Source organism: Vibrio sp. T9 (assembly GCF_003123985.1).
Taxonomy (GTDB): domain Bacteria; phylum Pseudomonadota; class Gammaproteobacteria; order Enterobacterales; family Vibrionaceae; genus Vibrio; species Vibrio diabolicus.
In genome coordinates, this window is the sequence record NZ_NIGY01000005.1 from 36,444 (window position 1) to 49,047 (window position 12,604).

At 44.7% G+C, this 12,604-nt stretch carries 11 protein-coding genes; 2 read left to right on the plus strand and 9 right to left on the minus strand.

Annotated elements, in window-relative coordinates:
- Positions 1 to 123: 123 nt before the first annotated feature.
- The 4 genes from CBX98_RS11010 to napG all read right to left on the minus strand — a co-directional run bounded on the left by CBX98_RS11010 (position 124) and on the right by napG (position 3,616).
- Entirely contained in the window at positions 124 to 435 is a 312-nt protein-coding gene (locus tag CBX98_RS11010) for a YrhK family protein (protein WP_043884592.1), read from the minus strand.
- Between the two features lie 171 nt (positions 436 to 606).
- A complete protein-coding gene (locus tag CBX98_RS11015; protein ID WP_005394895.1) occupies positions 607 to 1,788 on the minus strand; it encodes an MFS transporter in 1,182 nt (393 codons plus the stop codon).
- A gap of 203 nt (positions 1,789 to 1,991) precedes the next feature.
- Entirely contained in the window at positions 1,992 to 2,846 is an 855-nt protein-coding gene (napH, locus tag CBX98_RS11020; protein ID WP_109169213.1) for a quinol dehydrogenase ferredoxin subunit NapH, read from the minus strand.
- Complete coding sequence (gene napG, locus CBX98_RS11025) at positions 2,846 to 3,616, minus strand: ferredoxin-type protein NapG (RefSeq protein WP_006741942.1); 771 nt, start codon at positions 3,614 to 3,616, stop codon at positions 2,846 to 2,848. Before napG ends, napH begins: the two co-directional genes overlap by 1 nt.
- A gap of 395 nt (positions 3,617 to 4,011) precedes the next feature.
- Between napG and CBX98_RS11030 the strand changes: the two genes are divergently transcribed.
- A complete protein-coding gene (locus tag CBX98_RS11030; RefSeq protein WP_054866853.1) occupies positions 4,012 to 4,512 on the plus strand; it encodes a GNAT family N-acetyltransferase in 501 nt (166 codons plus the stop codon).
- A 43-nt stretch (positions 4,513 to 4,555) separates the two neighbouring features.
- Here the strand turns inward: CBX98_RS11030 and CBX98_RS11035 are convergent, their stop codons facing one another.
- A complete protein-coding gene (locus CBX98_RS11035) occupies positions 4,556 to 5,533 on the minus strand; it encodes a phosphotransferase (RefSeq protein ID WP_172605963.1) in 978 nt (325 codons plus the stop codon).
- Entirely contained in the window at positions 5,533 to 5,808 is a 276-nt protein-coding gene (locus CBX98_RS11040) for a GNAT family N-acetyltransferase (protein ID WP_006741945.1), read from the minus strand. Before CBX98_RS11040 ends, CBX98_RS11035 begins: the two co-directional genes overlap by 1 nt.
- A gap of 136 nt (positions 5,809 to 5,944) precedes the next feature.
- Here CBX98_RS11040 and CBX98_RS11045 point away from each other — a divergent pair, with 136 nt between their 5' ends.
- Positions 5,945 to 6,682 (plus strand): flagellar brake protein, encoded by a 738-nt coding sequence (locus CBX98_RS11045; RefSeq protein ID WP_041853113.1) that lies wholly within the window; start codon positions 5,945 to 5,947, stop codon positions 6,680 to 6,682.
- A 122-nt stretch (positions 6,683 to 6,804) separates the two neighbouring features.
- On the opposite strand, the gene CBX98_RS11050 is transcribed toward CBX98_RS11045, so the two are convergent.
- The 3 genes from CBX98_RS11050 to CBX98_RS11060 all read right to left on the minus strand — a co-directional run bounded on the left by CBX98_RS11050 (position 6,805) and on the right by CBX98_RS11060 (position 12,446).
- Positions 6,805 to 7,764: a porin gene (locus CBX98_RS11050; protein WP_005394882.1), complete on the minus strand. Its 960-nt coding sequence runs from the start codon at positions 7,762 to 7,764 to the stop codon at positions 6,805 to 6,807.
- Between the two features lie 398 nt (positions 7,765 to 8,162).
- Positions 8,163 to 9,791 carry a methyl-accepting chemotaxis protein gene (locus tag CBX98_RS11055; protein ID WP_005394881.1) on the minus strand — a complete coding sequence of 543 codons (1,629 nt, stop codon included), beginning with the start codon at positions 9,789 to 9,791 and terminating at the stop codon, positions 8,163 to 8,165.
- Positions 9,792 to 10,085: 294 nt separating this feature from the next.
- Positions 10,086 to 12,446 carry an ATP-binding protein gene (locus CBX98_RS11060; RefSeq protein WP_109169215.1) on the minus strand — a complete coding sequence of 787 codons (2,361 nt, stop codon included), beginning with the start codon at positions 12,444 to 12,446 and terminating at the stop codon, positions 10,086 to 10,088.
- Between the last annotated feature and the right edge of the window lie 158 nt (positions 12,447 to 12,604).

Consider the following 12,604-nt stretch of genomic DNA (forward strand, 5'->3'; position numbering starts at 1 on the left):
TTCTGAAGCTTCAAACTGAACATAACGTGGTTAGTGTTGTGACCACGTTATCTTTCCCTATTTCTCCTCGATAACCCGCTCATTAGCCTCTTGCTTGCAGGTGCTCAAAATAAGCGTGTAATCTCAGCGGCTCGTTGATGTGCCAGAAAGTTGCTTATTTAAGCGACCAACATGAACTAAACTCATCAGTTTTATCAGGGGCTTAATGATCAACTGCGCGCTGCCTACGATGAACAACCAAGTCCCGCTTTCAATCAACGAATCATTCAAAAAGAAAAAGCTACCAATTAAAAACCAAATAGCTATGAGCAGATCGTTGGCAGCACCTAACGCCTCATAGCGACGTTGAATAACGACGTGACGGTTTCCTAGATCTAAATCCAACTCCCTGCCATGTACCTGCACTGTAAAACCCTCCTTAGTGTTTCGGCTCATGTTGTATCCGAGTAATTTCAACATACTTAGGTATAAAACCCTAACGGACCCAATAGATATGTACAACCATAGAGGAAACAACATGAAGATAAAGAAAGGGGTGCCTAAGCACCCAATTCAATGAAGCTATTAACAGTAATTAACTTCTATTACTAGATAGTAAGTACCAACTTAGCTCCACTTTAATAAGCGGGTCTCATTGCCCTCTTCTGGCTTCGCTGGAATATTGAGTGACAGCAGTAAGCTCACAGCCGCCATACCTGCACCGATGTAAAATACGCTAGCAGGAGAAACCAGCCAAATCACACCAAACGTAACGGGTATCACAACCGCCGCAATATGGTTAATAGTAAACGCAACCCCAGCGGTCGACGCCATATCGGCAGGATCAGCAATTTTTTGGAAGTAGGTTTTGATAGCAAGCGCTAGCGCGAAGAACAAATGGTCGACAACATACAATGCAGCAGCCCACTCCGCGGTTTGCACCAAACCATAACCGACGAATACGAAGATCAAACCGACGTACTCAAACATCAGCGCTTTACGCTCACCAACAACGCCGATGAAGCGGCCGATTCGCTTCGCAAACAAGAAGTTAAAGACATAGTTGATTAAAAACAGCAAGGTAATGTCTGCGGCAGAGTAGCCAAACTTCTCGACCATCAAGAAGCCAGCGAAAACCGTGAAAATCTGACGGCGAGCACCACTCATAAACGTGAGCGCATAGTACAACCAGTAACGTTTACGCAGAATGAGTTTCTTGTTTTGAGGCACTTTTGTTTTAAATTGAGGGAAAGCGAATGCCATCACCAAAATAAGCACAAAACCTAGGCCACCAGCCATTAAGTAGACCGTTTTAAAATCAAGTTTGAGCTGTTCGAGCGAAACCCAAATGGCGCCGTAGGTAAACAGAGAAGCCAAAGCCCCAACAGAAATAAATTTACCCAGCATTTCCGGGGCTTCTTCTTTCGATAGCCATTGTAAAGACAAAGACTGCTTTAGTGTTTCAAAGTAGTGGAAACCGGTGGACATTAACAAGGTGGTAAAAAGTAGACCGTACAAAGTGGGAAAATAACCTGTTAATGCCGTACCAAGCGTAAGCATCGCCAAAGAGACGAGCATAAAGCGTTGTTCACGGATAAAAAGTAAAACGAATACCGCAGTGAAAGCGAGAAAGCCAGGTACTTCCCTAACACTTTGAAGTAAACCGATATCAGCGCCATCAAAGTTCGCTTTCTCGATAACAAAGTTGTTCAACAACGCCATCCAAGTAGAAAAAGCAATGGGCACGATAATGGAAATTAACAGGAGGAAATTTTGCGGCGTTCTCCAGCCTTGCGATGAGGTAGTCATGATGTTTCCTTTAAATATGAAGGCATCATCATAGCTTCAAATGTAACAAATTCGCAATATCATTATTATTTTCAACCCAAACCAAGCAGATATTGCATAGGGATATTGTTATGAAGATAAACATCGCACTCAATTCCTTGGCTAAGCGCGATGTTGAAATATCGAGAGAAATAGGTAAAACGCCAGTGATGAGGCTCAGTAACTCAATCGATATTCTTTACTGTTAGACGATTCTTAAATTCAAACACATGTTCTGGACACACATCCAAACAGCGGCCACAGCTAATGCAGTTTTGATCCATAACTCGACGATCTCCCTCTTTCAATGGTTGTCGAAGCACCTCAGGTTCTGGGCAGACGTAAAAGCAATCCATGCATTTGGTGCAATCTTCGCGGCGAACAGCAGTAACGCGCAACAGGCTTTTTCGGCCTATCACACCATAGGTAGCACCCAGTGGACATAAGTGCCCACACCACCCATGCTCAACTAAGAGTAAATCCAGTACGAACACCAGTGCGATCAACACCCAACCTGCGCCCATACCAAACACCAATCCGCGATGCAATGCCGCCACTGGATCTAACCATGTCCAAAGAATCGCGCCAGACAGAGCACTACCCAACATCAAAACAGGGATCAGCCAATAACGAATAGTAGGAGACCAACGATAGCTCGCTTTAATGTTGAGCTTTCTGCGCAGCCAAGCCGCCAAATCTGTCACGACATTTAACGGGCACACCCACGCACAAAATGCGCGCGGTGCTAAAATCGCGTAGAACACCACGACAATCACTACGCCTAACAACGCATTAAACTCCGGTATATGCCCTGTCGCCAAAGCTTGAAGCACAATTAACGGGTCACTTAAAGGGACCGTATCGAGCAACATACTCGATGAGAGGTTACCGGTTAGAGCCCCTAATGTCGGCCCAGCCATAAACAGCGCAATGATGGTGAGCTGGCATAGTCTGCGTAAAATCAAAAACCGATGCGCGCGCCACCAGCCAAGCTTTTCAACCGCTTCTTTGCCAGCATTTTGAGCTAAGTTCTTTGCCATTACTTACCTCCTTTTAGCGATTCAAGCGCACCTTCCGGCACAGGCGTCTCACTAGGGAGGATATTTTCGAGTGGTTTGTCGATCTCTTTCCAACCAAAATTGTAGTGACTGCCTACTTTGCCTTTCGCCAAATCCGTCGGGACGACTTTAATAGCAGCGACATCCAACACGCACGCTTGTTCGCACTTACCGCATCCGGTACACACTTCGGAATTCACTGTTGGGATAAGTTTGGCGTGATAACCGGTTCGGTCGTTGTGAACCATCTCTAACGTGATGGCTTCATCAATCAGCGGACAAACGCGATAACAAACGTCGCATCGTAATCCTTGCCAGTTAAGGCAAGTTTCATGGTCAATAAGAACCGCTGTACCCATTCGAGCATCATCAATATCGGTTAGTTTCGGATCCAGCGCCCCACTCGGACAAGCGACAACACAAGGAATGTCTTCGCACATTTCGCAGGGAATATCGCGTGCAGTAAAGTAAGGTGAGCCAGTCGCGACGGGTGAAAGTAATGTCGCAAGTTTCAATGTTTCGTAAGGGCATGCTTGAACACACAAGCCACATCGAATACAGGCTGATTCGAAATCGCCTTCTGGCAAAGCGCCGGGTGGGCGAATAGGCACACCTTTCGTTTCTCGAGCTTGGCTTTGCAGCGATTGTAAGCCCAACACACACGCCGCTGCGCCAACGCCTGCCGCAGTTCGGACAGTATCACGCAAAAATCGACGCCGACTTTGCGATGTTTTAGACTGAGAGGATTTCATGCTATTTCCTCAACGAAACTCCTTTATCAAGTTAAGCATAAATAGCGCTAAACGTACCTCTTCCCCATACCTCATAAGAGGTAACTCCACCCTCAATTGATTCAAGTCAACTGATGTACAGTGCCGTCGTCACAGTTTGAATAATTCCATTTATTTCCTCCAACATGAAATTCACCACGATACTCTGCCGTGCACGCCATTTTCAGTACAATAATTCAACACCTTTGCAATCTATTCGCTAAATTCAAAGATAAATGACTACTAAAATTTAGAAAAACATCGCTATAACAACCTAATTTAAAAGGTGTTTATCTCTCAAACCTCAAAAAATACTATCCAAAATAAGGAACTGTGGTTAGATTGAAAATTAATACTAAAAAGCGAAGGAGAGAAGCATGGAAATTATCGTACGTCCAACAACCGTTGAAGACGCAGCGGCACTCGTAGAAATCTATTCACAACCAAAAGCACAACGTGAAACCCTGCAACTCCCAAAACCTTCGCTCGCAATGTGGGTAGAACGATTGTCAAATATGCCCGCTGGCGTTTACAGCTACGTCGCTGAAATCGATGGTAAAGTAGTGGGTAACATTGGCTTTCATCACTCGCAGCGTCCAAGAACAATGCACACAGCATCATTTGGCATCGGAGTGCATGACAGCTTCCATGGGCTCGGTATTGGTAGCAAGTTGATTGAAACAGTCACTGAACTGGCAGATAACTGGCTAAACGTGAGAAGAATTCAGATAGAAGTCAACGCCGATAATGGCGCCGCCATTGGCCTGTACAAAAAGCATGGATTTCAAATTGAGGGCGAAGCGATTGATGGCTCCTTCCGAGATGGCGAGTTCATCAATACCTATTACATGGCACGTATCAGGCCAAGTAAAAAGTAAATCAAAGCCTCCTAATTGGAGGCTTTTCTTTTTAAACTTCTACTCACTTTCGTAAGTGAGCCAGCGCTCTGCTAGTCAATGCTTCTGTGTAAGGATTGATCTTCCAGTGATCTGGGCTCCAGCCTTTCACAAAGCGTTGAAAGTCAGCCCACGCAACCGCAAACAAAGGACGCCATTCGCGCTCGACTTCATTGGGGTCAAGATTCGGCTGATAAACCATTAACGCTTGTTGCAACTGAGCAAAATACGTATCCAAGACCCAAACTTCCATCTCTGCACAACGTTCTGGCTTGACGGCGCTGCTCATGAACAGTGCTACGTCTTTCATCGCACAACCATGTCCAACGTATTGAAAGTCGACCGCAGCAACGCTTGATTCTTCTCGATCAAAACAGAAGTTAGCCAATTTGGCATCACCGTGTACAAGCGTCTTGAACTTGGCTTGCGAAAGCGTTTGATCAATTAATTGAGCGGCATTTTTTAGCTCGGTGTCTTGCAGCACCTCAAGCTCATCAGGTCTGGTTGCCAAGTGCCAATACGTGCCGATATGCCACAGCTTATCCGAGCGAACACCGATGTAACGCGCATGAAAGTTCGCCAACCAAGCAAGGCAGGCTCGTAGATGCTCTAGCTTTGCATCGGTGATGACTTTTGGAAAGCCCGCCTCGGCGAGGTCTTCCATCACAATGAGCCATTCATTCTCCGATTGGAATGTTTTTAGACCTTGTGGTACTCGGCAGCGAGTGCTCACCTCTCTGGAAAAATGCGTATACCAATTCACTTCCACCTGATAAGAGTGCAGCTTTCTTTGGTGAGATCGGTCAGTATTCCAACCTCTTGGATGCTCTGAAGGCTTAGGGAGTTTTACATGCTTAATGATCACCGAACAAGTTGAATAAGTAACTCGGACTAACTCACCATAGCCTCCCCATAGCGATTGTATGACTTCTACCGATTGATAATTCCCGAGCTTTAGCTCCTGGCCAATGCTTTGGTAACGTTGGTGGTTGTCGTTCACCATCATGCAAGCAGATGTGACCACGCTTGGTTTTTCTCCATATAATGAATGACATATGGACAGACTGGTTTGATTTGATAACCGAGTGCCTCAATTTCTGGCAATACCGCTTCCATCATCACTTTTCCGTACCCTTTACCTCGTAATGCTTCAGGAACTACGGTTGATGTGATGTGCATGACATTATTCTCAAGCTGATAAACCACCTTGGCTTTATAACCTTGTTCTAAATCAACCCAAAATGTGTTGTTTTCAACTTCATGAGTTACTTTATGCATATCTTGCTCTCTAATTTTTGTTACGGATTGATTGAATCAAACTATATCACTGAATAGAATCAACACCATGCGGAAGTGCTCTGTCACTTCACGCCCTTACCTTCTCAAATCAGGTACGACAATAATAATGAGAAATATGAGCCCTATTGCCAGAGACGGCAAACTACCTCTGCAAAGCAAGAAGGCACCCGAACGTCAGGCAAGTACACTAAATAGCACCGATGCAATGGCAATGGTCGAACATGGCAGTGAAGTAAGTTTAAACGTCACGACACCTGTTGGTACCAAGTTTATTACAACCAGCACATTTGTCGGCTGTCACTCAAATAATACCGCATTGATAGAGGTTCCGAACATCTCCGATGAGGACTTGAAATTCTATTTTCAAGAAGGCTTTTGGATCAATGTAAAAGCGTACTCTCATCGAGGGGAAGGTGCTGTCATTCCATTTCGGGCGCAATTGCAGCACCGACTCGGCGACCCGTATCCAATTTTAGTGCTAAGTCTACCTAACACCATGCAGGTCTTTCAGCTTCGTAAAGAAGTACGTTACGAAGTGAATTTGAGAGCGCGCGTTTGTTTAGAAGCCTATCGAACTGAATGCGAGATAAGAGATTTATCTCGTAGTGGGTGCCGCTTTGTGACATCACCAATGAGCCGACCACTTCAGGTTGGTGATCGCGTTTCATTGGACCTAACCATGCCCGGTGAAAGCCACATGCTCGCGCCATTGCGAGGTCGTATTTGTAACTTACAAAAATCGACACACCATGCTCGCTATGGAATGGAGTTTGATGAGGTTGGTAAAACCAACGCTAAAAGTCTCCTGAGTCACCTAAAATTTGATGGGACTAAACTCACACTAAAAAGGTAGCTTTGATAACGAGCACCAAGCATCGGCCAGTTTTGATACCCGGAAAACAAGAAACCCCTTACTGTAAAGTAAGGGGTTTTGTTTACTAAGAATAAGGCAGAATCTTAGATAACAGTTTCGACTTAGAAGTCGTAACGTAGACCTAGCGCTAGCTCATCTTTTTCATCAGCACCTTCGTTATCCATTAGATCGAAGTTGTATGATGCGTAGCCACGGAAGTTAGGCTTGAAGTAGTAAGTAACATCAACAGCTAGGTTTTCTACAGTATCAGCATCTTCTAGCTCACCTTTGTTGAACGTAGAAGTAAATACAGTTTGACCCATAGTGTATGATGCAGCTAGTTCGTAGCCTTTGTAATCCGCAGACTCACCTGCAACATCCACGTCTGCGCCTGTGTAGTTACCAGCGAAGTAGAAATCACCTACAGAGTATGCAGCAGCAAGCATGAACTCATCACTATCGTTTTGGTCTGCATAACCAGCACCTAGTTCAATACCAGTATTAGCAAATGCGTAGATACCAGATAGAGAGAAGCCATCTTCCTCGTTATCTGTAAAACCTTTTGCATCTGTTGTGCGATCAGCAAAGCGGTAGCTAGCACGTACAGCTAGTTGCTCGAATTGGCCTTTGTAAGAAAGCATGTTGTCTGTACGGTCAGATACAGGCAGTTTAAGTGCTGCAGTGTTACCGTGGTAAGCCATAATATCGGTAAAGTCAGTAAGAACGAATAATGCACCGTCGTTTTTACCGTAAGTTACTTCACCGTATTTACCGCCTAGGCCTGCGTAAGCGTAACGAGTTTCAAGATCACTGTTGTTATCTACGGCACCTTCTTCTTTTGTTTCGAACTCACCTTCCCAAAAACCAACACCGTATAGGTTTTCATTGATTTCCTGTTTGCCTAGGAAGTTAAGACGGATGCGAGTACGGTCTTTTGCCTTACCATCCATCATAGAAAGACGCGCTTCAGCGCGGCCGCCCATCTCAAGAGAAGTGCCATCTTGGTTGTATAGTTCTGAAGCGACAACTTGAGATCCTGATGCCATTAGCGCCACTGCTACAGCTAAAGTTTTTAATTTCATTGTTATTTTCCATATCATTGTTTTATATGTGTTTTCTCACCAGAAAAACAGGACTTTTCTGTACCAACGAGAAAACTGGCGGCATAGTAGCAGCTGTTATTTTTCACGCAACGCGTTGAATAAACAGCACTTATAGAAGAAAACACCAAGTAAAATGACGATATGAATACCTCTCAACCATCAAGTTATCGGTTGAGGTAAAAAAATCGTTCGCGTCAAAAAAATTTTGACGCAAAAAATGTAAAAATAATCTCACTATATGTGATTTTGATCGCAAAATATTTTCACTAAATGACTGTTTTAGATAGACTTCCTGATTTTAAATCAGTTTCTCACAAACAAAAAAATCCCCAAGCAATAGCTCAGGGATTTATACATTTTGCTAGGCGAATAGCGAATTAAAGCTTAAAGAAGCTCAATTGCTCTTTCTGCTTCTCTGCAAGTAATGAAAGCTCAGTGCTCGCGCTTGCGCTTTGACTGATACCCGCCACATTCTGGTTAACCAGTTCAGACATGTTAACCACGTTGCGGTTGATGTCTTGAGTGACTTGAGACTGCTCTTCGGCTGCGGTTGCCACTTGCGTGTTTGAATCGTTAATGTTGGCTACCGACTCGGTAATACCAACCAATGCCTCATTCGCTTGTTGCGTCAGTTCGTTGTTACGACTGAGCATATCAAGGCTGACTTGCATGCTGTCATTCGCAAGCCCAGACTGCGCTTGAAGTTCTTCAATAATCGTTTGGATCTCTTGAGTCGAGTCTTGCGTGCGTGCCGCGAGCATACGTACTTCATCCGCAACAACCGCAAAACCACGACCAGACTCACCAGCACGCGCTGCTTCAATCGCAGCGTTCAATGCGAGTAAGTTGGTCTGCTCAGAGACACCGCGAATCACTTCAATAACGTCGTTGATCTGAACCGACTGCTCTTTTAAACGCAGTACCACTTGCGCTGCATCGTTCAATGCTTGAGACATCTGTGCGCTTGCTTCTGCGCTCTCTTGGAAGATAGCCAGACCTGATTGCGCAAGACCATCAGCTTCGCGAGCTGTCGAATCCGCAGACGTTGCGTTATCGCTCACGTTGTTTGCGGTGCTGGCAAGTTCATTAACAGCCGATGCCACTTGTTCGATCTCAGCGAGCTCTAGCTGAGCATTCGCTTCTGCTTGCGTCATTACTGCGGCAAGCTCAGTCGATGCCGATGCCACCTCTTCACTGATGCGAGTTAGCTGGTCGACCGTGTTGTAAAGCTGTTCTGCTGTTTGGTTAACATCTTTGCTCAGCTTCGCAATTTCGTTATCACCGTCTACATCTGCGCGAACTGACAAGTTGCCCATTGCTAACTGACGCATCACTTCTTGAAGTTTTTGAATAGGCGTAACAATCATGCCTGATAAGATCCACGCCCCCACCAATGAGAACGCAAATACCGCAAGAACTGTCAGCATAGCGTTGTTTTGTACACGCTCATTCTGTTGATGGCTTCTTATGGTTGACTGCTCTGCTTGATCATTCACATGCTTCGACAGAGTATTGATTTGTTGAACCATTTCTCGGCCAACATTACGGTACTCTTTAATGAATGCACGGTACTCACTGTCCGATTTCAAGCCTTGATCGTACTGGTTAAAGAAAGCCACTGAGCGCTCTGAATATCGAACATAGGCTTCGATCGCTTGGCGAACTTTAATCGCATCTTCACGAAACAGATTACGAGCTTCAATCGCACTTAAATCAGCTTCAACCTGCTTTAAGCCTTCTTTCAATTCATTAAGAAAATTTTCACGACGGGAAGCGTCGTAGATAGCGTAAACCGCTGTAATACGAAGTGGATAAATTTCATCGTCAATACGCGCCAAAGTGTCTTTATGGAAAACCAAAGACTCTTGGTTGGAAGCAATAACATCTTGCTCAGCTTGAAGATTGTTTTTAGTAATCCACAAAGCAATAAACAAAACAATCGCGGTAAATAATACCGGAACCAAAATTTGCGTTCGTACTGACAAATTTTTCAGTGATAACTGCATGACTGGACCTCAGTTGTATGCGTGATGCCTATATCCAAACGAACTCAAGCAACTCTCAATACTGAAGCTGCATTTCGGTTATTTGAATATCTATGCTTCCTTGCGACGGGAAAGTTCCCAGACGAATAAACAAGTGGCGAATATTAGAGGTCGATCACACTTTTGTCTAGTACAAAAAGTCCCCATTTTCAATCTGTTATTGACAATACCCCGACAGTAGTGTCGGGATATTGTCGTTATGATAAATTGTGATCACTTATGATGAGATACATTCACATTTAGGGCGGTTTTAGGCTATTTTCTCAACGAATTGAGCTTAGCTTGAGCAAGGCCAAAAATCGTATCTATTGGATAAGAACCTTCATCGGTTGGCTCACCGGCGACTTTCCCCGTGAACAGCTCGATGGCTTCAGTGACATGATCAATCGCCCAAATATTAAACTCACCTTTTTCTACTGCTTTCACGATGTCGGAACGGAGCATCAAGTTATGAACATTAGATTGCGGGATAATGACCCCCTGCCCTTCATGACGACCTTTAATCACACACACATCGTAAAAGCCTTCAATTTTTTCGTTCACACCACCAATCGGCTGAGCTTCACCAAACTGATTCATTGAGCCTGTAATCGCAATGTCTTGTCGGTTTGGTTGCTTTGAAAAAGCAGACACCACAGCACATAACTCTGCCATGCTGGCACTATCACCGTCGACACCACCATAAGATTGCTCAAACGTAATCGTTGTGGTTAATGGTACTCGCGCCGTTTTACCAAACACGGAAGACAAGTAGGCCGATAGAATCATCACGCCTTTAGAGTGAATACTGCCGCCCAAATCCACACTGCGTTCGATATCGATAACATCCCCATCACCGTAACACGTCGTCGCGGTGATGCGATTCGGCGCACCAAACATGTAGTCGCTGGTACTTAATACCGAGAGGGCATTCACTTGACCGATAGCCTTCCCTTCAGTGCGAATCAAGGTTGTACCGTTAACAAACGTTTCCATCACGTTGTCGCGTAATCGGCTCACTCGCATTTCTTGGTTCTTGAGCGCCTCTTCCACATGACCGATACGGATCATGTTGGAGTTGGCTTGACGAGCAACGTAGTTTGACTCACGTAATAAATTCGCAATATTGGCAGAGTGGAGTGATAGCTTGGTTTGATCACCAGACAAGCGTGAACTGTATTCGATAATCCGTCCCATGGACTTTCTATCACAGTGCAGCATATTGTTGTCGTTCACGACGCTAGAAATAAAGCGCGCATAGTGCAGTTCCGATTCTGGCGTCCGCTTCATCTCATCTTCAAAATCTGCTGTCACTCGGAACAACTCACTGAACTCTGGATCGTAATGCTGCAGTAATTGATAAGTTCGGTAGTCACCAAACAGAATGATTTTAATATCGAGCGGGATAGGCTCGGGATCGAGTGATACCGCCCCTGTCAATGTCACTTCTTTTTCTAGGGAGGTAAAGCTCAATTGACGAGCACGCAGTGCGCGCTTCAAACCATCCCAAACGTAAGGCTGTTCAAGCACTTTCTGTGCATCCATTAACAGAACGCCGCCATTCGCCTTATGCAAACTCCCCGCACGAATCAGCGAAAAGTCGGTAAACACGGTTCCCTTGAAAGTGGCTGTCTCAATCGAACCGAAGAGCGAATGGTAATTGGGGTTTTCTTCAACAACGATAGGAAAGTCACTGCTGTTGCGACTTACCAAGACGTTCACTTTATAACGACGTGGCAATTTTTTATCCAACGACGCCGTCGCAATTTCGCCTTGCTCACCACTTTGATCAAGGAAGATATCTGCGTTTTCAACAATATCTTTTTGCAGCTCAGTTAAGTACGTTTTGATTTCAGAATATTCCGCGTAATCCACTTTGAGCTTTTTAATGAAGTGAGTAATCACATCGAGCGTCACTTCATCATTAAGCTTTTTGATTTTGTCGCTGTAAGTTTCTTCCCACTCTGTGAGTTCACGGACCATCGAACGTAACCGCACTTCGAGTTCATCAATAGCATCGCTGAACTGCTCTTGCTCTTTCTTACTTAGTTCATCAAAAGACTCTTCCGTATGAAGCTCGTCACCATTCATGGCGACAAACTGATAATCGCCTTGTGTGGTAAGCGTCAAGCTAATGCCTTTCTCTTTTGCCTCTCGGCTAATGCGGTCCAGCTCGTTTTGTTGCTTCGCCGCCAATTGGTTTTTTAATCGCTCAGCTCGGCTAAAGTACATTTCATTGTCGAACGCTAGGGGTAAAGCATTCAGTAATTTGCCCATTAAGGCTTCAATATCAACACGTAACTTATTCCCGATACCACAAGGCAGCTTCAACACCTTGGGTGTGCGGGTATCTTCAAAGTTCGCAACGTAACACCAATCAAACAAGGCTGCTGCATCGTGCTGGTGACGATTCAGATAGCGCAGGATCATGGTGCGTTTACCTAGCCCATTCTGACCAATGGCGTAGATGTTATACCCTTTCTCTTTGATGGACATCGCAAACTCGACCGCTTTTTGCGCGCGCTCTTGGCCCACAATCTCATCAATTGGAGGTAACTCCTTGGTCGACTTACATGGCATATTCTCTAGATCTGCTACAGAATATAGCTGCTTAGCTTCCAATCTTAGTATTGCCATATCCACTTCCTTTTTTCTTATTTTCGTCATTTGAGTGTAGAGATTATTTGCTTAATTTTAAGTGATTTACCTTCCACCCTAGTTTGATTGGACATTTTATGAGCACAAAAATGATATTAATACGCACTTGCAATTGATAATCAATTTCATTTAATATC

Excerpts from the sequence above, each read along its gene's own strand:
- CBX98_RS11010 (WP_043884592.1), bottom strand. The coding sequence starts at position 435 with ATGAGCCGAAACACTAAGGAGGGTTTTACAGTGCAGGTACATGGCAGG.
- CBX98_RS11015 (WP_005394895.1), bottom strand. The coding sequence starts at position 1,788 with ATGACTACCTCATCGCAAGGCTGGAGAACGCCGCAAAATTTCCTCCTG.
- napH (WP_109169213.1), bottom strand. The coding sequence starts at position 2,846 with ATGGCAAAGAACTTAGCTCAAAATGCTGGCAAAGAAGCGGTTGAAAAG.
- napG (WP_006741942.1), bottom strand. The coding sequence starts at position 3,616 with ATGAAATCCTCTCAGTCTAAAACATCGCAAAGTCGGCGTCGATTTTTG.
- CBX98_RS11030 (WP_054866853.1), top strand. The coding sequence starts at position 4,012 with ATGGAAATTATCGTACGTCCAACAACCGTTGAAGACGCAGCGGCACTC.
- CBX98_RS11035 (WP_172605963.1), bottom strand. The coding sequence starts at position 5,533 with ATGGTGAACGACAACCACCAACGTTACCAAAGCATTGGCCAGGAGCTA.
- CBX98_RS11040 (WP_006741945.1), bottom strand. The coding sequence starts at position 5,808 with ATGCATAAAGTAACTCATGAAGTTGAAAACAACACATTTTGGGTTGAT.
- CBX98_RS11045 (WP_041853113.1), top strand. The coding sequence starts at position 5,945 with ATGAGCCCTATTGCCAGAGACGGCAAACTACCTCTGCAAAGCAAGAAG.
- CBX98_RS11050 (WP_005394882.1), bottom strand. The coding sequence starts at position 7,764 with ATGAAATTAAAAACTTTAGCTGTAGCAGTGGCGCTAATGGCATCAGGA.
- CBX98_RS11055 (WP_005394881.1), bottom strand. The coding sequence starts at position 9,791 with ATGCAGTTATCACTGAAAAATTTGTCAGTACGAACGCAAATTTTGGTT.
- CBX98_RS11060 (WP_109169215.1), bottom strand. The coding sequence starts at position 12,446 with ATGGCAATACTAAGATTGGAAGCTAAGCAGCTATATTCTGTAGCAGAT.